This is a genomic window from Klebsiella sp. P1927 (assembly GCF_018204675.1).
GTDB lineage: Bacteria > Pseudomonadota > Gammaproteobacteria > Enterobacterales > Enterobacteriaceae > Klebsiella > Klebsiella pneumoniae.
Window position 1 is genome coordinate 4,312,815 of record NZ_CP073377.1, and the last position, 21,205, is coordinate 4,334,019.

Consider the following 21,205-nt stretch of genomic DNA (forward strand, 5'->3'; position numbering starts at 1 on the left):
GAGGGGCTGGAAACGTCAGAAGCCGCGCTGCTCTTTGATCAGCTCCCAGGCCTTCTGGATCTCCTGGGCCTTCTGTTTGGCCATCTCCATCATCTCCGGCGGCAGACCTTTCGCTACCAGCTTGTCCGGATGATGTTCGTTCATCAGCTTGCGATAGGCGCGCTTCACCGTCGCCGCGTCGTCGGTCGGTTTTACTCCCAGCACATTGCAGGCATCTTCGAGGGTCGGCCCACGCTGCGCCTGCTGCCAGCCGGCGTTGCCGCCATGCTGGCCATAAGAGCGCTGCTGCGAACCGCCGCCAAACTGGGCGCCGCCCTGCATCATCCGCAGGAATTGATCGAACTGGGCGCGGGAGATGCCGAGCTCGTCGGCAATGACGAACAGCACTTCCCGTTCGTTAGGATGCAGTTCGCCATCAGCGAACGCCGCCTGCAGCTGAATTTCCAGAAACATCCGAATCAGATCGAAACGGCCAAAGCAGACGCTGCGCAGCTGACGCATTTTCTCGCGCAGGGGATAGTTGTCGGCCTTACCGTCGCGAAACGCCTGCTGCGCCGCGGTGCGCGAGGCGCCATGCAGGTTCATGCGATCCATTAGCACATTGGCGACATGAATATCCGCTTCGGTAACGCGGCCCTTGGATTTGGTCAGGTGCCCCATCACTTCGAAGGTGGTGGAAAAGAAGAGCGACTGACGCTCCTGCTGATTGGCGAAGAGATTTAACCGGCGGCTGCGCGCCCGGTCAAACATATGGCCGACCAGAAAGCCAAGCACCACGCCCCAGAACCCACCACCCATCAGCAAAGCCACTGCCACGCCAATCACTTTACCCAAATACTGCATAGACTCCCCAACTGTTTATCGCCGTTAAGCTCGAATATGACCGCACGTTACCCGGCACTCGCGCCTCGGTCAATTGTGGGACATAGCCTATAATTTGCTTTATCATACTCGTCATTCAACAGGGTGCCTAACGCTCGGGCTCGAAACGGGCAGGATTAACACTAGCGTGATAATGTTGAGTAAGTTAGGCTCTGACCGTTTGCAAGCCGCTGTCACAAGATGATGGAACAATAAATACAACGTATGAAAAAACGTATTCCCAGCCTCCTGGCTACGATGATTGCCAGCGCCTTGTATAGCCAACAAGGCCTCGCTGCCGATCTCGCAACGCAATGTATGCTTGGCGTGCCAAGCTATGATCGTCCGCTCGTGGAAGGTCGTCCTGGCGATCTGCCGGTGACGATTAACGCCGATCATGCGAAGGGCAACTACCCGGACAACGCCGTCTTTACCGGCAACGTCGATATTAACCAGGGGAATAGTCGCCTCCGCGCCGACGAAGTTCAGCTGCACCAGCAGCAGGCCGCGGGCCAGGCGCAGCCGGTGCGCACGGTGGACGCGCTGGGCAACGTGCATTACGACGATAACCAGGTGATCCTCAAAGGGCCAAAAGCCTGGTCGAATCTGAATACCAAAGATACCAACGTCTGGCAGGGCGATTATCAAATGGTCGGACGCCAGGGACGCGGCACCGCCGACCTGATGAAACAGCGCGGTGAAAACCGCTATACCATTCTCGAAAACGGCAGCTTTACCTCCTGTCTGCCGGGCTCCGACACCTGGAGCGTCGTCGGCAGCGAAGTTATCCACGATCGCGAAGAGCAGGTTGCCGAGATCTGGAACGCCCGCTTCAAGCTTGGCTCTGTGCCGATTTTCTATAGCCCCTACCTGCAGCTGCCGGTGGGCGATAAGCGTCGTTCAGGCTTCCTGATCCCGAACGCGAAATACAGCACCAAAAACGGCGTGGAATTCTCCCTGCCGTACTACTGGAACATCGCGCCAAACTTCGATGCCACCATTACTCCGCACTATATGAACAAACGCGGCGGCGTGATGTGGGAAAACGAGTTCCGCTATCTGACCCAGCTCGGCAGCGGCTTAACTGAATTCGACTACCTGCCGTCGGATAAAGTCTACGAAGACGACCACTCGAGCGACAGCAACAGCCGCCGCTGGCTGTTCTACTGGAACCACTCAGGGGTTATCGATCAGGTATGGCGTCTGAACGCTGACTACACCAAGGTCAGCGATCCTGACTACTTCAACGACTTCAGCTCGAAATATGGTTCCAGTACCGATGGCTATGCGACGCAGAAATTCAGCGCCGGTTACGTCAACCAGAACTTTGACGCCACGGTATCGACCAAACAGTTCCAGGTCTTTGACCGCGAATCGAGCAACTCCTATTCGGCTGAGCCGCAGCTCGACGTCAACTACTACCAGAATGATGTCGGTCCGTTCGATACCCATCTCTATGGACAGGTTGCCCATTTTGTTAACTCGAATAACAACATGCCGGAAGCGACCCGCGTTCACTTCGAACCGACGATCAACCTGCCGCTGTCCAACGGTTGGGGCAGTCTGAATACCGAAGCCAAGCTGCTGGCGACTCACTACCAGCAGAGCAACCTCGATAAGTACAATGCCGCCAACGGCACTGACTATAAAGAGTCCGTCAGCCGCGTAATGCCGCAGTTTAAAGTCGACGGCAAAATGGTCTTTGAACGCGACCTGCAGGAGGGATTCACCCAAACGCTGGAACCGCGCGTGCAGTATCTGTACGTGCCGTACCGCGATCAGAGTGAAATCGGCAACTACGACTCCACGCTGTTGCAGTCGGATTACACCGGTCTGTTCCGCGACCGTACCTATAGCGGTCTGGACCGCATCGCGTCGGCTAATCAGGTCACCACCGGGCTCACCTCGCGCGTGTATGATGCCGCCGCGGTGGAACGTTTTAATATTTCCGTTGGTCAAATCTACTATTTCACCGAGTCACGCACCGGTGATGACAACATCAACTGGGAGAACAACGATACCACGGGTTCACTGGTCTGGGCCGGCGATACCTACTGGCGCATTGCCGATGAATGGGGTCTGCGCGGAGGGATCCAGTACGATACGCGTCTGGATAACGTTGCCACTGGTAACGGCACCATTGAATACCGTCGCGATGAGAACCGCTTAGTTCAGCTTAACTATCGTTACGCCAGCCCGGAATATATTCAGGCCACGCTGCCGTCATATTCCACCGCGGCACAATATAAACAGGGTATTTCGCAGGTGGGGATGACCGCCAGTTGGCCGATTGTCGATCGCTGGTCCGTGGTCGGGGCCTACTACTACGATACTAATACCCGGAAAGCAGCAAACCAGATGTTGGGTGTGCAGTATAACTCCTGCTGCTACGCCATCCGTCTTGGCTACGAACGTAAAGTCAACGGCTGGAACAGCAACGACAACGGCGGCGAGAGCAAATACGATAACACCTTCGGAATCAATATCGAATTGCGCGGTCTGAGCTCTAACTACGGCCTCGGCACCCAGCAGATGCTGCGCTCGAACATTTTACCGTACCAGAGCTCCCTGTGATGCGGCTGGTTTACAACATCATCCGCATTTGCGGTTAATCGAAATGGAAAAAGTATGAAGAACTGGAAAACGCTGCTTCTCGGTATCGCCATGATCGCGAATACCAGTTTCGCTGCCCCCCAGGTGGTCGATAAAGTAGCGGCCGTCGTCAATAATGGCGTCGTGCTGGAAAGCGACGTCGATGGTTTGATGCAATCGGTTAAGCTCAATGCTGGTCAGGCTGGCCAACAGCTGCCGGATGACGCCACCCTGCGCCATCAAATCCTCGAAAGACTGATCATGGACCAGATCGTGTTACAGATGGGGCAGAAGATGGGCGTGAAGATCTCTGACGACCAGCTCGATCAGGCTATCGCCAACATCGCCAAACAAAATAATATGACCTTGGATCAGATGCGCAGCCGTCTGGCCTATGAAGGCATCAACTACAACACCTACCGTAACCAGATCCGTAAAGAGATGCTGATTTCGGAAGTGCGTAACAATGAAGTGCGTCGTCGCATCACCGTGCTGCCGCAGGAAGTGGAAGCGCTGGCGAAACAGATCGGCGACCAGAACGACGCCAGCACCGAGCTCAACCTGAGCCACATCCTGATCCCGCTGCCGGAGAACCCGACCTCTGATGAAGTCGCCGCGGCCCAGGAGCAAGCAAACTCCATCGTTGAGCAGGCGCGCAACGGCGCCAACTTCGGCAAACTGGCGATCACCTACTCCGCTGACCAACAGGCGCTGAAGGGTGGCCAGATGGGCTGGGGCCGTATCCAGGAGCTGCCGGGCATTTTCGCTCAGGCGTTAAGCACGGCGAAGAAAGGGGATATCGTCGGTCCGATTCGTTCCGGCGTTGGTTTCCACATTCTGAAAGTCAACGACCTGCGCGGTGGTACCCAGAATATCTCCGTTACCGAGGTTCACGCCCGTCATATTCTGCTGAAACCGTCGCCGATCATGAACGACGCCCAGGCTCAGGCTAAGCTGGAACAGATCGCAGCCGAGATTAAGAGCGGGAAAATCACGTTTGCTCAAGCGGCGAAAACCTATTCGGAAGATCCGGGCTCGGCAAACCAGGGCGGTGATTTAGGCTGGGCCACGCCGGACATCTTTGACCCGGCGTTCCGCGATGCGCTGATGCGTCTGAACAAAGGGCAGACCAGCGGACCGGTGCACTCTTCCTTTGGCTGGCATCTGATCGAACTGCTGGATAGCCGTCAGGTCGACAGAACCGACGCCGCGCAGAAAGATCGTGCTTACCGCATGCTGATGAACCGCAAATTCTCTGAAGAAGCGGCAACCTGGATGCAGGAACAGCGCGCCAGTGCGTATGTTAAAATTCTGAGCAACTAATATCGATGCCTGAAACCCGTAAAGTTGTTATCACTCCCGGCGAACCCGCCGGGATTGGCCCTGACCTGGTCGTGCAGCTTGCCCAGCGCGACTGGCCAGTTGAGCTGGTGATTTGCGCCGATGGCGCCCTGTTAACTGACCGAGCCAAGCGGCTCGGTCTTCCTTTATCTCTCCTCCCTTACGATCCCGCGCAACCTCCTGTTCCTCAGCGCGCCGGTACCCTGACGCTGCTGAACGTGCCGCTAAACGTCCCGGCGGAGCCCGGCGTGCTGAATGTGCAAAACGGCGCCTACGTAGTGGAGACGCTGGCGCGCGCCTGCGACGGCTGCCTTAGCGGCGAGTTTGCGGCGTTAGTGACCGGCCCGGTGCATAAAGGCAACATCAACGACGCCGGTATCGCCTTTACCGGTCATACCGAGTTCTTTGAAGAGCGCGCGAAGGCCAGCAAAGTGGTGATGATGTTGGCGACCGAGGAGCTGCGGGTGGCGCTGGTCACCACCCATCTGCCGTTGAAAGCCATCAGCGAAGCGATTACCCCCGAGCTACTGCGCGAGATCATCACCATTCTCGATCACGACCTGCGCACGAAATTTGGCATTGCCCAGCCGCATGTGCTGGTTTGCGGGCTTAACCCGCACGCTGGCGAAGGCGGCCATATGGGAACAGAAGAGATAGACACCATCATTCCGGTGCTGGAAGAGATGCGCGCAAAGGGGATGAACCTCAGCGGTCCGCTGCCGGCAGACACCCTCTTTCAGCCGAAATATCTTGATCATGCCGATGCGGTACTCGCGATGTACCACGATCAGGGCCTGCCCGTGCTAAAATACCAGGGCTTTGGCCGCGGCGTGAACATTACGCTCGGTTTACCTTTTATTCGTACCTCCGTCGACCACGGCACCGCACTGGAATTAGCGGGCCAGGGAAAAGCGGACGTCGGCAGTTTTATCACGGCGCTTAATCTCGCCATCAAAATGATTGTTAATACCCAATGAATAATCGAGTCCATCAGGGCCATTTAGCCCGTAAACGCTTCGGGCAGAACTTCCTCAACGATCAGTTTGTGATCGACAGCATCGTCTCGGCGATTAACCCGCAGAAAGGCCAGGCGATGGTTGAAATCGGCCCCGGCCTGGCGGCCCTGACCGAGCCGGTCGGCGAACGCCTTGACCAGCTGACCGTCATCGAACTGGACCGCGATCTGGCGGCTCGCCTGCAGACGCATCCGTTCCTCGGTCCAAAGCTGACCATCTATCAGCAGGATGCGATGACCATGAACTTTGGCGAACTGGCGGAGAAAATGGGCCAGCCGCTGCGCGTCTTCGGCAACCTGCCGTACAATATCTCGACCCCGCTGATGTTCCATCTGTTCAGCTATACTGATGCCATTGCCGATATGCACTTTATGCTGCAGAAGGAAGTAGTGAATCGTCTGGTTGCCGGACCGAACAGTAAGGCGTATGGTCGGTTAAGCGTGATGGCGCAATATTATTGCCAGGTGATCCCGGTACTCGAAGTGCCGCCGAGCGCGTTTACCCCGCCGCCTAAGGTCGACTCCGCGGTGGTACGCCTGGTGCCGCACAGCACCATGCCGTATCCGGTCAAAGAGATCCGGGTGCTGAGCCGCATCACCACCGAAGCGTTCAACCAGCGCCGCAAGACTATCCGCAACAGTCTCGGCAATCTGTTCAGCGTGGAAGTGCTGACCGAGCTGGGCATCGACCCGGCCATGCGCGCCGAAAATATTTCCGTGGCGCAGTACTGCCTGATGGCCAACTGGCTGTCTGACAATCTGCCAACGAAGGAGAGCTAACCATGATTCATTCGCCCCGGGTGTGTGTCCAGGTACAGAGCGTCTATATCGAATCGCAGTCTTCCCCGGAAGAAGAGCGCTACGTCTTCGCTTACACCGTCACCATTCGCAACCTGGGGCGGAGTCAGGTTCAGCTGCTTGGCCGCTACTGGCTCATCACTAACGGCCACGGTCGTGAGACTGAAGTTCAGGGTGAAGGGGTGGTCGGCGAGCAACCGCATATTCCCGCCGGCGGTGAATATCAATATACCAGCGGCGCAGTGATTGAAACGCCGCTGGGAACCATGCAGGGTCATTATGAGATGATCGATATCGACGGCGCGCCGTTCCGTATTGAGATCCCTGTTTTCCGTCTCGCAGTTCCAACGCTCATTCATTAAAACAATGTCAACATACCTTATTGGCGACGTTCACGGTTGCTACGATGAACTGATCGCATTATTAGCGCAGGTTGAATTCGATCCGCGGAGAGATACGCTGTGGCTGACCGGCGATCTGGTGGCCCGAGGCCCGGGATCGCTGGAGGTCCTGCGCTATGTCAAATCTCTGGGCGACAGCGTACGACTGGTGCTGGGCAACCATGACTTACACCTGCTGGCGGTCTTTGCCGGTATCAGCCGCAACAAGCCGAAGGATCGTCTGAAACCACTGCTGGAAGCGCCGGATGCCGATGAGCTGCTCAACTGGCTGCGTCGCCAGCCGCTGCTGCAGGTGGATGAAGAGAAAAAGCTGGTGATGGCCCACGCCGGCATTACCCCGCAGTGGGATCTGGAGACCGCCCAGCAGTGCGCGCGCGATGTTGAAGCAGTGCTCTCCAGCGACTCCTATCCTTTCTTCCTCGATGCCATGTACGGCGACATGCCGAACCACTGGAGCAACGAGCTGAGCGGCCTGGCGCGCCTGCGCTTTATCTCTAACGCCTTTACCCGCATGCGCTACTGTTTCCCGAACGGCCAGCTGGATATGTATTCGAAGGAAGCGCCCGAGGACGCCCCGGCGCCGCTGAAGCCGTGGTTTGCCATTCCCGGCCCGGTCAGCAATGCCTACAGCATTGCCTTTGGCCACTGGGCTTCGCTGGAGGGACGCGGCACGCCGGAGGGGATTTACGCCCTGGATACCGGCTGCTGCTGGGGCGGGGAACTCACCTGCCTGCGCTGGGAAGATAAGCAGTACTTCACCCAGCCGTCAAACCGGCAGAAAAGCCTCGACGAAGGCGAAGCCGTCGCGTCCTGACTCTTCCCGGATAGCGGCGCGTTGCGCCTTATCCGGGCTACCTGCGGCGTCGTTTTGTCGGGTGGCGGCTAACGCCTTACCCGACCTACGTTTATGTGCTATTTGTCGCCCCGGGGAGCGCTTCAGAAAGAAGACGAAGCCCGCGACGGGAAACATGACGAGATACTGAGTGCGCCATCGTCGCGCAATTCATGCAAAAGAAAACCCCGGTCACGCCAGACGCGACCGGGGTTTTTTTATCGCTATCCTGCCCGCTTAACGGCGTTCGAGGATCTCAAAGCAGTAGCTATGGGAGTTCTGCGCGTCGGCGTCATGAAACTCGCTGAACACCGACTCCCATTCGTCCGGATCGTAATCCGGGAAATGGGTATCGCCTTCCACTTCCGCATCAATATGGGTCAAGTAGAGCTTCTGCGCTTTCGGCAGGAACTGCTCATACACCCGGCCGCCGCCGATCACCATAATCTCTTCCACATCGCCGCAGGCGGCAATTGCTTCTTCTACGGAGGAGACCCACTGCACGCGATCGTCGCTGCCGGGTTTGCTGCTGATCACGATATTTTTACGCCCCGGCAATGGGCGCCCAATGGATTCCCAGGTCAGACGCCCCATCACCACCGGCTTATTTAACGTGTTGCGTTTGAACCAGGCGAGATCGGCAGGCAGGTTCCATGGCATGGCGTTTTCCATACCAATGACGCGATCTACCGCTAACGCCGCAATCAGACTGATCATTCATTCATTCCCGAGTGCAAAAAATTGTCGCCACTATACGGAAAGCGTACAACTTCGTCGACTGGCCGGAGGGTAAAGAATAAGAAAATTTTCTGATTTGCTGGCAAGCCCACGTTCACACCGTGGGCCGCCAGAAGAGGATCCAAACGAAAACAAAATGTTACTGGTCAGCCTCAGGCTGAGGGCTTATTTTCCGGCTCATCGGCAATATCCCCGGTGTGCCTGCCCTCTTCCGTACCCTGCCAGCCATGACGCTGCACCAGCGACAGATGATGACGATCTTCGTTGATGATGCCGGTCAGCATATCGCTGGTCCGCTTGAAGACCGCCACCCGCGACGCGGCATCGTTTTCCGCCATCGCCACCATCTCTTCGACCATCTGCAGGTTGAATCGACGGAACAGATCGGCCCGCTCGCGCGCTTCATAGGCGCCGAGCCCCAGCGCCTCCAGCGTCATTCGGCCGGACTTCAGCGCCGCCTCGAAGGTTTCACGCTCCGGGGCCTCGACGCCAGCCTGGCGCAGCTGAATGTAATGATCGACATCGCGGGCGCGGGAGATGATCTGCAGATGCGGAAAATGCTCTTTTACCCTCGCCACCAGCTCCAGGCTGACGTGCGGATCGTCAATGGCATTGATCAGCACTTCCGCCTTTTCGGCCCCGGCCGACTCCAGCAGATCGACCCGGGTGGCATCGCCGTAGAAAACCTTCATATCAAATTTGCGCAGGGTATCGACATGGTCCGGGTCATGATCGAGGATCACCATCTTCACCCCGCTCGAGAGCAGCAATCGCCCGGCAATCTGCCCGAAGCGGCCAAAGCCGGCGACAATCACCCGCGGCTGCTCTTCATCAATCTCGTCAGCATCACGCGCCTGGCCGCTGGACGATTTCTCCAGACGGGTCAGCAGCACCAGCAGAATGGGGGTTGCCGCCATCGACAGGGCCACCGCCAGGGTCAACGCTTTTGCCCATTCGCCGTCCAGTACATCCGCCATCCGCGCGGCGCCAAACACCACAAACGCGAACTCACTCCCCTGCCCCAGCAGCACCGCAAACCAGCGGCGCTGGGCGCGCGGTACGCCAAGCGGCCTGGCGATAAGCCACAGCATCAGCATTTTTATCGCCAGGAAACCGACCAGCAAAATCACAATACGCAGCGGATGGGTGACCAGGGTGCCGAAATCAATCGACATGCCGACGCCGATAAAGAACAGCCCCAACAGCAGTCCTTTAAACGGCTCAATATCACTCTCCAGCGCATGACGATATTCGGAGCTGGCCAGCAGCACCCCGGCGAGAAACGCCCCCATCGCCATCGACAGCCCCACCTCTTCCAGCAATAAGCCAAAGCCGAAGACCAGGAACAGGGCCACGGCGCTGAACACTTCGCGCAGGCCGGAACGGGCGACAAAGCGCAGCAGCGGCCGGGTCAGATAGCGCCCAAGGACCACCACCAGCGCCAGCGCTGCGGCCACTTTCAGCGCGGAGAGGGCAAAAGCCATCAGCGAGGTGGCGCCGCCGCTGGCCGCCAGCAGCGGGATCATCGCCACCAGCGGGATCGCGGCGATATCCTGGAACAGCAGCACCGCGAAGGCGCTCCGCCCCATCTGCGACACCGTCAGATTGCGCTCATTCATCGCCTGCATAGCAATGGCTGTGGAAGAAAGCGCCAGAGTCATACCAATCAGCTCGGCCACCTGCCAGCGCAGGCCCAGCAGCATGCAGAACAGGCCGATCAACACCCCGCAGGCCACCATCTGCAGTGCGCCGCCGCCAAACACCGAGGCGCGCAGCTTCCATAAGCGCTGCGGATCGAGCTCCAGACCAATGACGAACAACATCAGCACCACGCCAATCTCGGCAAAGTGCAGAATCGCCTCGGCATCGGTCACCAGCCGCAGCGCCCACGGGCCGATAATACAGCCGGCGATGAGATAGCCCAGCACTGACCCCAGCCCCAGACGGACGGCGATGGGCACAATCAGCGCCGCGGCGCCGAGGTAAATCAACGCCTGTATCAGCGTATGGCTATCCATTCTGGTGTGCCTCCTGCCAGTCGATTAAGCGTTGACGATAGCGGCGGGCCTGCGCCTGCAGCGTTTCATCATCGCAGATAAAGGTGCAGTGCATAGCGAACGGCGGCAGCCATTTCATCCCGCAGTAAAGCGCAGTTGCCTGCAGAGGCTGCGCCAGCACCGGGAAACCGGGAAACGAACCGATATCAAAGTGGCTTTCACCGCCGCCGGTAGTGACCGCCCACATCAGCGATTTACCGCGCAGGGCAATACCGTTGTGACCATAGGCCCAGCCGTGCGACAGCACCTTGTCCATCCACAGCTTGAGCAGCGGCGGTACGCTATACCACTGCATAGGATGCTGCCAGATAACCAGATCGGCACGGGCCAGCGCCGCCTGCTCGGCGGCGACATCGATATTAAAGTCGGGATAGAGTTGATAGAGGGAGCGTATCTCTACGCCTTCAAGCGTCCCTGCCTGTTCAAGCATTCGCTTATTCGCATGAGAATGCTGCGGATAAGGATGCGCATAAATTATCAGAATCATTGATTGGCCTGCGTTTGCTCTTGTCGTAATCAGCAAGAGTGTAGACAGTTAAGCGAACCGCTTACAATGATAACTGTGATTTATGTCGCGATGGCTTACGCAACGCGCGCCCTGAGGGTTAACGTCAGGCCTTAGTTATCCAGCTCGTCCATGGACTTCACCTGGTCGCGGTTAATCTGCTCCACGCGGCCGGTTTCGGCATTTTTGTATGAGACAAGGCCGGTGTCATCATCCACCTGCGGTTTGCCGCTGGTGACAATGGTCTTGCCGTCGGTGGTTTTGATCGACTGATTCGATGAGCAGCCGGCCACGAACATGATTGCCGTCGCTGCCAGTGCGGATGCCACCAGAATATTGTTCCGCATTGTATCCTCCTGTCTTTTCATCAATAGGTATCGTTATGGTGCTAACTATAGTTAGCCTGACCCGACAGGGGGTTAAAAGCAGAACTCTCTGAAGATGGCTGCGGCCCAAAAAAATAGGCTGACGATGTCGTCAGCCCAGGATTGTTGCTATCCGGCCAGGCCGGGAAGCTTATTTAGTGATTTGCGCGTGCATTTCCTGAACCGAAATCACCTTCTCGGTGGCGTCAGCGTTCAGCGCCATCGCGGTGGCAAAGCCGCCGTTCAGGGTGGTGTCGTAATGCACTTTGTACTGCAGCGCGCTGCGGCGAATCAGCTTGGAGTCTTCAATCGCCTGGCGACCTGCGGTGGTGTTGATGATGTAGGTATATTCGCCATTCTTGATGCGGTCCTGAATGTGCGGACGACCTTCATGCACCTTGTTCACCAGACGCGGGTTAATGCCCGCTTCACCCAGCACAATCGCCGTACCGTGAGTCGCATCCAGCTCGAAGCCAAACTTCAGCAGCTTCGCCGCCAGGTCAACCACGCGCTCTTTATCGCCTTCGCGGACGGAGAGCAGCGCGCGACCCTGTTTCTTCATGGTCGAGTTGCTGCCCAGCTGCGCTTTGGCGAACGCTTCGGCAAAGGTGCGGCCGACGCCCATCACTTCCCCGGTGGAGCGCATTTCTGGCCCTAACAGCGGGTCAACGCCCGGGAATTTATTGAACGGCAGGACCACCTCTTTCACCGAGTAGTACGGCGGGATGATCTCTTTGGTCACGCCCTGCTGCGCAAGAGTCTTACCGGCCATCACGCGCGCCGCCACTTTCGCCAGCGGGACGCCGGTGGCTTTGGAGACGAACGGTACGGTACGCGCCGCACGCGGGTTGACCTCAATCAGATAAACTTCGTTATCTTTCACCGCGAACTGGACGTTCATCAGGCCGCGAACCTGCAGCTCGAAGGCCAGCTTCTGCACCTGCTCGCGCATTACATCCTGAATCTCTTTGCTCAGGGTGTAGGCCGGCAGGGAACAGGCGGAGTCGCCGGAGTGGACGCCTGCCTGCTCGATATGCTCCATGATGCCGCCAATCAGCACCATTTCGCCATCGCAGATGGCATCGACATCCACTTCAATCGCATCGTCGAGGAAGCGATCCAGCAGCACCGGCGCGTCGTTGGAGACGCTGACCGCGGTCTGGAAGTAGCGGCGCAGATCCTGCTCGTCATAGACGATCTCCATCGCCCGGCCGCCGAGCACATAAGACGGACGCACCACCAGCGGGTAGCCAATCTCTTTCGCTTTCTCTACCGCCTGCTCAATGGCGGTGACGGTGGCGTTCGCCGGCTGCTTCAGCTTCAGACGGTCAACCGCGTGCTGGAAGCGCTCACGGTCTTCCGCCCGGTCGATAGCGTCCGGACTGGTACCGATAACCGGCACGCCGGCAGCTTCCAGGGCACGAGCCAGTTTCAGCGGGGTCTGGCCGCCGTACTGGACGATAACGCCTTTTGGCTTCTCGATGCGCACGATTTCCAGCACGTCTTCCAGGGTCACCGGCTCAAAATACAGACGGTCGGAGGTGTCGTAGTCGGTAGAGACGGTTTCCGGGTTACAGTTGACCATGATGGTCTCGTAACCGTCCTCGCGCAGCGCCAGCGAGGCGTGTACGCAGCAGTAGTCGAATTCGATACCCTGACCGATACGGTTCGGGCCGCCGCCGAGGACCATGATTTTATCGCGGTCAACGGACGGGTTGGACTCACACTCTTCTTCATAAGTGGAGTACATGTAGGCGGTATCGGTAGCAAATTCCGCAGCGCAGGTGTCCACGCGCTTGTAGACCGGGTGCAGGTCATACTGGTCGCGCAGCTTGCGGATTTCCGCTTCCCGCACGCCCGCCAGCTTCGCCAGACGCGCATCGGCAAAGCCTTTACGCTTCAGGGTGCGCAGGAAGTCAGCGTCGAGGCCGTTGATGCCCACTTCCGCCACTTTCTCTTCCAGACGGACCAGCTCTTCAATCTGTACCAGGAACCAGCGGTCGATGTTGGTCAGGTTGAAGACGCCGTCAACCGAGAGGCCCGCGCGGAACGCGTCAGCGATATACCAGATACGCTCAGCGCCGGCATCTTTCAGCTCGCGGCGGATTTTGGTCAGCGCTTCCGGGTCGTCGAGGCTCACTTTCGGGTCGAAGCCGGTAGCGCCCACTTCCAGACCGCGCAGCGCTTTCTGCAAGGATTCCTGCTGGGTACGGCCAATCGCCATCACTTCGCCGACAGACTTCATCTGGGTGGTCAGACGGTCGTTGGCGCCGGCGAATTTTTCGAAGTTAAAGCGTGGGATTTTAGTGACCACGTAGTCAATGGACGGTTCAAAGGAAGCCGGGGTGCGGCCGCCGGTGATGTCGTTCATCAGCTCGTCAAGGGTATAACCTACCGCCAGCTTGGCTGCCACTTTAGCAATCGGGAAGCCGGTGGCCTTAGAGGCCAGCGCCGAGGAGCGGGAGACGCGCGGGTTCATTTCGATAACGATCAGGCGACCGTTTTTCGGGTTGACCGCGAACTGCACGTTAGAGCCGCCGGTTTCGACGCCGATTTCACGCAGCACCGCCATCGAGGCGTTACGCATGATCTGGTACTCTTTGTCGGTCAGGGTCTGCGCCGGGGCAACGGTGATGGAGTCACCGGTGTGGATCCCCATGGCGTCGAAGTTTTCGATGGAGCAGACGATGATGCAGTTATCGTTCTTATCGCGCACCACTTCCATCTCGTACTCTTTCCAGCCGATCAGCGATTCATCGATCAGCAGTTCGTTGGTCGGAGAGAGATCCAGGCCGCGTTCACAAATTTCTTCGAACTCTTCGCGGTTATAGGCGATACCGCCGCCGGTGCCGCCCATGGTGAAGGACGGACGGATGATGCACGGGAAACCAACGTCGGCGGCAACCGCCAGCGCCTCTTCCATCGTGTGGGCGATACCAGAGCGCGCGGTGTCGAGGCCGATTTTTTTCATTGCGATATCGAAACGGCGACGGTCTTCGGCTTTATCAATCGCATCGGCGGTGGCGCCAATCATGGTCACGCCGAATTCAGCCAGGACCCCCTGACGCTCCAGCTCGAGCGCGCAGTTCAGCGCCGTCTGGCCGCCCATGGTCGGCAGCACCGCATCCGGGCGCTCTTTTTCGATGATTTTACGCACCACTTCCCAGTGAATCGGCTCGATGTAGGTGGCATCGGCCATTTCCGGGTCGGTCATGATGGTCGCCGGGTTAGAGTTCACCAGGATAACGCGGTAGCCCTCTTCGCGCAGCGCTTTACAGGCCTGGGCGCCGGAGTAGTCAAACTCACACGCCTGACCGATAACAATCGGGCCCGCGCCCAGAATCAGGATACTTTTTATGTCTGTACGTTTTGGCATTGCTCTTTTACTCCTGATTATTTCGCGGACTGACGGTAGAGCTCAATTAACTCGATAAAGTGGTCGAACAGCGGCGCGGCATCGTGCGGCCCCGGGCTCGCTTCAGGGTGCCCCTGGAAGCTGAACGCCGGTTTGTCGGTACGATGGATCCCCTGCAGGGTGCCATCGAACAGCGACTTATGGGTCACGCGCAGGTTGGCCGGCAGCGTCGCCTCATCTACGGCGAAACCGTGGTTCTGGGCAGTGATCATCACCACGTTGTTATCAATATCTTTCACCGGGTGGTTGCCGCCGTGGTGGCCGAACTTCATCTTAATGGTCTTGGCACCGCTCGCCAGCGCCAGTAGCTGATGGCCAAGGCAGATGCCGAATACCGGAATATCGGTCTCAAGGAATTTTTCAATCGCCTCGATAGCGTAATCGCACGGCGCCGGGTCGCCAGGGCCGTTGGAGAGGAAGATACCGTCCGGATTGAGCGCCAGCACGTCCGCGGCGGAGGCCTTCGCCGGCACCACCGTCAGGCGGCAGCCGCGGTCAACCAGCATTCGCAGGATGTTGCGTTTCGCGCCGAAGTCATATGCCACAACGTGGAACGGCAGCTCGCTTTCCGCTTTCGCTTCCGGCAGGTCGCCCGCCAGGGTCCAGCTACCTTGCGTCCAGCTATAGGTTTCTGCGGTGGTCACTTCCTTCGCCAAGTCCATGCCGTTCAGGCCCGGGAACGCTTTCGCTTTTTCCAGCGCCAGCTGGGCATCCGGGCTGTCGCCCGCGATGATGCAGCCGTTCTGCGCCCCTTTCTCACGCAGCAGACGCGTCAGCTTGCGGGTATCGATATCGGCAATCGCCACGATGTTATGGCGCTTCAGATAAGAAGAGAGGTCTTCAGTACTGCGGAAGTTGCTGGCAATCAGCGGCAGGTCGCGAATAACCAGACCCTGCGCATGTACCTGAGAAGATTCTTCATCGGCGGCGTTGGTGCCGACATTACCAATATGAGGATAAGTAAGAGTGACGATTTGGCGGGAATAGGAAGGATCAGTGAGGATTTCTTGATAACCGGTCATTGAAGTATTGAAAACGACTTCCCCAACCGCCGTGCCGGTTGCCCCGATGGCCCGACCGTGAAACTGGGTTCCGTCTTCCAGAACCAATAGCGCTGACTTAATCAAAACATCCTCCAGAGAATATCCACTCACTTTATTTGCATATTAATTCATAAACACGATCTGAATCAATGCAAATCTGTTGCCCGCAGATTTTTGGCAAACGGCGGCATTCTGGAGAGATGTCGGATAAAAGTCAACTTAAAGCGGAGATTTTTAATGTCATTTTACGCCACTGGTGCGTAACCCGTGATTTTTACGCCAAAAAGATCAATAAACCTGGCTGAGAAAACGCTTGCGGATGTGGAAGAGTGTAAAACAGAGCGATGCTCGGCAAAAAAGTGGACCAAATGGTCAAAATTTACATTTCATTCACTAAAAAACACGCTAATATTGTATTTTTTACGCATTACACTTAAAACATACGCCATAATTCGCAAAAATAAAAAAGGGCAACAAAATATTGCCCTCTGCATCAATAACTTATTGATAGCAATAACCACATCACGATGGGTAATAATCGTTATAAACTATTCAGATCCAGCACATCACGCATATCAAACAGGCCATTTTTCTTGCCTTTCAGCCACAATGCTGAACGAACAGCGCCATTTGCAAAGGTCATGCGGCTGGACGCTTTATGGGTGATTTCAATACGCTCACCGATGTCAGCAAACATTGCCGTATGCTCCCCGACGATATCCCCCGCGCGAACGGTCGCGAAGCCGATGGTGCCCGGGACGCGTTCGCCAGTGTAGCCTTCACGACTGTAGACCGCGCAGTCCTTGAGATCTTTGTTCAATGCCCCGGCGATCGCTTCGCCCATCGCCAGCGCGGTGCCTGACGGCGCATCCACTTTATGCCGGTGGTGCGCTTCGATAATTTCGATGTCGGTATAGTCGCCCATCACCTTTGCCGCCTTCTCCAGCAGCTTCAACAGGACGTTGACGCCAACGCTAAAGTTAGCGGCGAAGACAATGGCAATGTCCTGCGCGGCATCGCGAATCGCCTGTTTGCCAGCGTCGTCAAAACCGGTGGTGCCGATGACCATCCCTTTGCCGTGCTCGCGGCAAAACGCCAGATGGTTCAGCGTGCCTTCCGGGCGGGTAAAATCGATCAACACGTCGAAATCATCTTTTACCGCCGCCAGGCTGCTCTGCACCGCGACGCCCGCTTTGCCGGCGCCCGCCAGCTCGCCGGCGTCGCTGCCCACCAGGCTTGACCCTTCGCGCTCCAGCGCCGCGCCCAGCGCCACGCCTTCCATCTGCAATGCAGCCTGAATTAACTGGCGTCCCATCCGGCCGCCCGCGCCGGCGATGGCCACGCGGATTTGTGCATCATGCATAGCTATTCTCTTTTGTTAACATTACGTAAATTGTTTTCAGAGTAACCAGCCCGTCAGCGGGCCGCTACTCAAAAACGCCGATAATTAGAAATTTATGACAAACGGCGGACGATATCAGTAAAAACTATACGATTGTGCCGCGATTCCGTGTTTACCGGATGACAACCGGGAAGGCTAATGATGGTGCCTTCGCCCGTACAGTGCGGGCGAAGGCGGTTTTGCAGTGGGTTACAGCGGGAAAAGCGCGCCGGCGGGAAACGCGGATAAAAACCAGGTCACCGCCAACAGATCGGCGCTGCCGCCAGGGCTGAGATGGCGGGCAATCAGCTCATCGTCAAACTGTCGCAGCGCCTCCAGCCCGCCGTCCGCCAGCACGCCGCCCTGCCACAGCAGTCGCTGCGCCTCCTGCTGGACAAAGTTCAGCCCGGCAAGCCCGCCGCGCGAGACCAGGTTGGTGTCATCATTCCACGCCATCAGATGCAGCAGGGTTTGCAGTAGCGCCAGATTACTGTCGCCGGTCTCTTCCATCATGCGGGTAAAGACTGGCATGGCCTGGGTACGCACCGTCAGGAAACCGCTCTCCGCCTCGCCGCGGGCCCCGGAGAGACCATAGCGTAGAAAATGAGCCTCGCCTTTACTGAGCCGTTCCCCGCCAGCAGAAGACAACTCCTGCATAACCATGCCGCGACAGAAGCGCGCCACCTGGTCGCAAAGCCGGTGCTGCTCTATCGGCTCACCTTTCGACACCAGCCTGCCCGCCGCCGCGCTGAGCAGGCCAAAAGCGAAGATCGCCCCGCGATGGGTATTCACCCCGCCGGTGGCCTCCAGCATATCGTTCTCACAGGCCATCCCTACCGGGCGCAGCATCATCAATACATGCTCCGGCGCGACCGCCGCAGTATCGTGGCCCATGATGAAAAATTTCTCCATCCACGGAGCCACCACCGCGGTGCTGGCCTCAAACGAGGCCAGATCCATATCCCAGTGCGCGCCAGCGTTACGAATATCCACCAACCCGGGCTTTGGGGTCAGGCGAACTTCGGTCAACAGCGCGCGCTCTACCGCGCTGACCACCTCTTCGGCACTCAGTGGCTTCACGCGCCGCACACGCGCAGGATTAATTAACACGTCGCTCATGGCCTTTCCCCTCTGCGTTTAGTCGCTGTTTTTCACCTGATGAATCACATCGATGACCGAACCGTCGCGATAGCGCACCACCGCCACCACCCGATCGGTGAATTCGATCGGCTGCGGCTTGCCAGTCAACAGCTCAGCACGCTGCTGCAGTTCCTCAATGGTCATCAGCGGAATGCCTGCGCTGCGCAAATTGTCGATCAGGTCCTGACGTGCCGGGTTGACCGCAATGCCGTGGTCAGTGACCAGCACATCCACGCTGGCCCCCGGCGTGACGCGGGTCAGCACCTTTTCCACGACGCAGGGAATACGGCCGCGAACTAACGGCGCGGTAATAATGGTCAAATCCGCACCGGCGGCGGTATCGCTATGGCCACCGGACGCCCCGCGCAGCACACCGTTAGAACCGGTCATCACGTTAACGTTAAAGTCGATATCAATTTCCAGCGCGCTGAGCATCACCACGTTTAAGCGCTCGCAGGAGGCGCCTTTGGAGCCCGGGCTGGCATACTGATTGGTGGAGATCTCGACATGGTTCGGGTTCTGCGCCAGCGAACGCGCCGCGTCGCCATCGAAGGACTGGGTATCGAGCAGCGTTTTGATCAACCCTTTTTCGTGCAAATCGACCATCGTCCCGGTGATACCGCCGAGGCCGAAGCTGGCGGTAATGCCGTTACGGCGCATTTTATCTTCAAGGAAGCGAGTTACTGCCAGCGAGGCGCCGCCGGTACCGGTCTGCAGCGAGAAACCCTCTTTAAAGTAACCGGAGTGCTCAACGACTTTCGCCGCCTGGCGGGCAATCAGCAGCTCGCGCGGGTTGCTGGTCAGACGGATGGCACCCGCGGTAATTTTTTGCGGATCGCCGACTTCATCTACCTGGACTATCAGATCCACCTGATCCTGGGCAATACTGGCCGGATAGTTAGGATAATCCACCCACTCTTCGGTCAGCAGCACCACGCATTTAGCGTGCTCGGCATCGACGCGCGCGTAGCCCAGCGAACCGCAGCGTGATTTACCGCTAAAGCCGTTGGCGTTGCCAAACTCATCGCAGCAAGGAACGCCGAGAAACGCGACATCAATCGACAGCTCGCCGCTTTGAATCAGCTGTACGCGACCGCCGTGGGAGTGGATCTGCACCGGGTTTTCCATTAAACCGGCGGAGATCTCCTCGCCCAACTTGCCGCGCAGGCCGGAGGTGTAGATCTGGCGGATCACGCCATTTTTAATATGCTCGATCAGCGGCCAGTGGGCGTCGATCAGCGAACTGGATGCCAGGGTGAGATCGCGAAAACCCATTTCCGCCAGCTTCGCCACTACCATATTGACGACTTTGTCACCGCCGCGAAACGCGTGGTGAAACGAGATGGTCATGCCGTTTTGCAGGCTGGAGCGACGGATTGCCGTTTCCAGCGAATCGCAGATTTTGCGCTGGCGCTTTTCGCTCTCACTCGCCAGCCAGGGACTTTTCGCCGTTACGCCGGCATAAGGTGTCAGTCCATTCGGCATCACGTACTGCTGATTAAGCATTGCTACTGTCTCTTTCATCTTATTCCCCTTAATCACGAATACCGGAAGCCGAGAGCGCCACCACTTTGCGAGCATGGTCGATAATCGGTCCATCGATCATCTTGCCGTTCAGCGATACCACACCCAGACCTCGCGTTTCGGCTTCTTCCGCCGCGGCAATCACTTCCAGCGCGTGATCGACCTCTTTGCGCGTTGGGGCATAGACCTGATGCAGGAGTTCAATTTGTCGTGGGTTAACCAACGATTTGCCGTTAAAGCCGAGGTTTTTGGCCAGATTCGCTTCCGCCAGGAAGCCCTCTTCATTATTGATATCCGACCACACCACGTCATAGGCGGCGATGCCGGCAACGCGGGCGGCATGCAGTACAGCGCAGCGGGCGTAGAACAGTTCAGTACCGTCGCCGCGGGAGGTGCCCATATCCATCACGTAATCGAAGGCCGCCAGCGCGATCGCCGCCAGACGCGGGCTGGCACGGGCGATTTCCACCGCGTTCACCACGCCCAGCGCCGACTCGATCGCCGCCATTAACTTGGTGCTGCCCACTTCCCGGCCGCACTCGCGTTCAATCCGCTCAACATGCGCTTCCAGCTCATGGATATCTTCTTTGCTGTCGGTTTTCGGCAGACGCACCATATCCACGCCCGCGCGGACTACCGCTTCAAGGTCGGCAAGACCGAACGGCGTATTCAGCGGGTTAATGCGCACCACGGTTTCGATATCCTGATACAGTGGATGCTGCAGCGCCTGATACACCAGCAGACGAGCGGTATCTTTCTCGCGCAGCGAAACGGCATCTTCCAGGTCGAACATCACCGCATCAGCGCCGTAGACGAATGACGTGCTTAACATGGCGGCATTGGCGCCAGGGATGAACAACATACTGCGACGTGGTTTCATAGCTGGCTCCATTGTAATTGGGTCTGTTGCGCCGCGCGCAGCGCCGCGGCCTGTACGCGAGCTCGCAAAACACATTCCAGCGCGCCTTTATCATCGACCACCACGTTGGCCTGTTTCACGCCAAGCTGAGCCAGCGTTTCTCTCACTACCTGCTCAATCGCAGCGCCAAACTGTTGTTTCACAATGCTGTCGATTTCCAGCTGAATGCCCGGCTGCGCCGCCGGTCCAATCCTGACCATCACATCGCTGGACTCCAGCGTGCCGGCCAGGGCGTCAATCTTCATTTCCATAGGGGAAAATCCTTAGTTAGGGCATAA

The 21,205-nt window shown here is 57.7% G+C and carries 18 protein-coding genes; 6 read left to right on the top strand and 12 right to left on the bottom strand.

Going from position 1 to position 21,205, the window contains the following annotated elements:
- Nucleotides 1-15: 15 nt before the first annotated feature.
- Entirely contained in the window at nucleotides 16-843 is an 828-nt protein-coding gene (gene djlA, locus KB892_RS21605; RefSeq protein ID WP_002888332.1) for a co-chaperone DjlA, read from the bottom strand.
- A 243-nt stretch (nucleotides 844-1,086) separates the two neighbouring features.
- Between djlA and lptD the strand changes: the two genes are divergently transcribed.
- Genes lptD through apaH form a run of 6 tightly spaced genes read left to right on the top strand, consistent with a single transcriptional unit; the run spans nucleotide 1,087 to nucleotide 7,822 of the window.
- Nucleotides 1,087-3,435 (top strand): LPS assembly protein LptD, encoded by a 2,349-nt coding sequence (gene lptD / locus KB892_RS21610; protein ID WP_004147026.1) that lies wholly within the window; start codon nucleotides 1,087-1,089, stop codon nucleotides 3,433-3,435.
- A 54-nt stretch (nucleotides 3,436-3,489) separates the two neighbouring features.
- Nucleotides 3,490-4,776, top strand: a complete 1,287-nt coding sequence (surA, locus tag KB892_RS21615) for a peptidylprolyl isomerase SurA (RefSeq protein WP_002888329.1) — start codon at nucleotides 3,490-3,492, stop codon at nucleotides 4,774-4,776.
- 5 nt (nucleotides 4,777-4,781) lie between these two features.
- On the top strand, nucleotides 4,782-5,771 hold the full coding sequence (gene pdxA, locus KB892_RS21620) for a 4-hydroxythreonine-4-phosphate dehydrogenase PdxA (protein ID WP_002888327.1): 990 nt from the start codon (nucleotides 4,782-4,784) through the stop codon (nucleotides 5,769-5,771).
- Nucleotides 5,768-6,589: a 16S rRNA (adenine(1518)-N(6)/adenine(1519)-N(6))-dimethyltransferase RsmA gene (gene rsmA / locus KB892_RS21625; protein WP_002888324.1), complete on the top strand. Its 822-nt coding sequence runs from the start codon at nucleotides 5,768-5,770 to the stop codon at nucleotides 6,587-6,589. Before pdxA ends, rsmA begins: the two co-directional genes overlap by 4 nt.
- 2 nt (nucleotides 6,590-6,591) lie before the next feature.
- Nucleotides 6,592-6,969 (top strand): Co2+/Mg2+ efflux protein ApaG, encoded by a 378-nt coding sequence (gene apaG / locus KB892_RS21630; protein ID WP_002888323.1) that lies wholly within the window; start codon nucleotides 6,592-6,594, stop codon nucleotides 6,967-6,969.
- 4 nt (nucleotides 6,970-6,973) lie between these two features.
- A complete protein-coding gene (gene apaH / locus KB892_RS21635; protein WP_002888321.1) occupies nucleotides 6,974-7,822 on the top strand; it encodes a bis(5'-nucleosyl)-tetraphosphatase (symmetrical) ApaH in 849 nt (282 codons plus the stop codon).
- Between the two features lie 255 nt (nucleotides 7,823-8,077).
- On the opposite strand, the gene folA is transcribed toward apaH, so the two are convergent.
- The 11 genes from folA to citD form a co-directional block, all read right to left on the bottom strand.
- Nucleotides 8,078-8,557, bottom strand: a complete 480-nt coding sequence (gene folA / locus KB892_RS21640; protein WP_002888320.1) for a type 3 dihydrofolate reductase — start codon at nucleotides 8,555-8,557, stop codon at nucleotides 8,078-8,080.
- A gap of 173 nt (nucleotides 8,558-8,730) precedes the next feature.
- Nucleotides 8,731-10,596 (bottom strand): glutathione-regulated potassium-efflux system protein KefC, encoded by a 1,866-nt coding sequence (kefC, locus tag KB892_RS21645; RefSeq protein WP_004145992.1) that lies wholly within the window; start codon nucleotides 10,594-10,596, stop codon nucleotides 8,731-8,733.
- The gene (gene kefF / locus KB892_RS21650) at nucleotides 10,589-11,122 is read right to left on the bottom strand and encodes a glutathione-regulated potassium-efflux system oxidoreductase KefF (RefSeq protein ID WP_002888068.1); all 534 of its coding nucleotides are present in this window, start codon (nucleotides 11,120-11,122) and stop codon (nucleotides 10,589-10,591) included. The genes kefC and kefF overlap by 8 nt, the downstream gene beginning before the upstream one ends.
- A 131-nt stretch (nucleotides 11,123-11,253) precedes the next feature.
- Nucleotides 11,254-11,487: a YgdI/YgdR family lipoprotein gene (locus tag KB892_RS21655; protein ID WP_002888059.1), complete on the bottom strand. Its 234-nt coding sequence runs from the start codon at nucleotides 11,485-11,487 to the stop codon at nucleotides 11,254-11,256.
- A gap of 169 nt (nucleotides 11,488-11,656) precedes the next feature.
- Nucleotides 11,657-14,881 (bottom strand): carbamoyl-phosphate synthase large subunit, encoded by a 3,225-nt coding sequence (gene carB, locus KB892_RS21660; protein WP_002888056.1) that lies wholly within the window; start codon nucleotides 14,879-14,881, stop codon nucleotides 11,657-11,659.
- 17 nt (nucleotides 14,882-14,898) lie between these two features.
- Nucleotides 14,899-16,047 carry a glutamine-hydrolyzing carbamoyl-phosphate synthase small subunit gene (carA, locus tag KB892_RS21665; RefSeq protein WP_002888051.1) on the bottom strand — a complete coding sequence of 383 codons (1,149 nt, stop codon included), beginning with the start codon at nucleotides 16,045-16,047 and terminating at the stop codon, nucleotides 14,899-14,901.
- 457 nt (nucleotides 16,048-16,504) lie between these two features.
- Nucleotides 16,505-17,326 carry a 4-hydroxy-tetrahydrodipicolinate reductase gene (gene dapB, locus KB892_RS21670; RefSeq protein ID WP_004151369.1) on the bottom strand — a complete coding sequence of 274 codons (822 nt, stop codon included), beginning with the start codon at nucleotides 17,324-17,326 and terminating at the stop codon, nucleotides 16,505-16,507.
- A gap of 228 nt (nucleotides 17,327-17,554) precedes the next feature.
- Nucleotides 17,555-18,463 carry a triphosphoribosyl-dephospho-CoA synthase CitG gene (citG, locus tag KB892_RS21675; RefSeq protein WP_004151370.1) on the bottom strand — a complete coding sequence of 303 codons (909 nt, stop codon included), beginning with the start codon at nucleotides 18,461-18,463 and terminating at the stop codon, nucleotides 17,555-17,557.
- A gap of 18 nt (nucleotides 18,464-18,481) precedes the next feature.
- Nucleotides 18,482-20,008 (bottom strand): citrate lyase subunit alpha, encoded by a 1,527-nt coding sequence (gene citF, locus KB892_RS21680; protein ID WP_004151371.1) that lies wholly within the window; start codon nucleotides 20,006-20,008, stop codon nucleotides 18,482-18,484.
- A 10-nt stretch (nucleotides 20,009-20,018) separates the two neighbouring features.
- The gene (gene citE, locus KB892_RS21685; protein ID WP_004151372.1) at nucleotides 20,019-20,888 is read right to left on the bottom strand and encodes a citrate (pro-3S)-lyase subunit beta; all 870 of its coding nucleotides are present in this window, start codon (nucleotides 20,886-20,888) and stop codon (nucleotides 20,019-20,021) included.
- The gene (gene citD, locus KB892_RS21690) at nucleotides 20,885-21,178 is read right to left on the bottom strand and encodes a citrate lyase acyl carrier protein (RefSeq protein WP_004151373.1); all 294 of its coding nucleotides are present in this window, start codon (nucleotides 21,176-21,178) and stop codon (nucleotides 20,885-20,887) included. Before citD ends, citE begins: the two co-directional genes overlap by 4 nt.
- Nucleotides 21,179-21,205 lie beyond the last annotated feature (27 nt).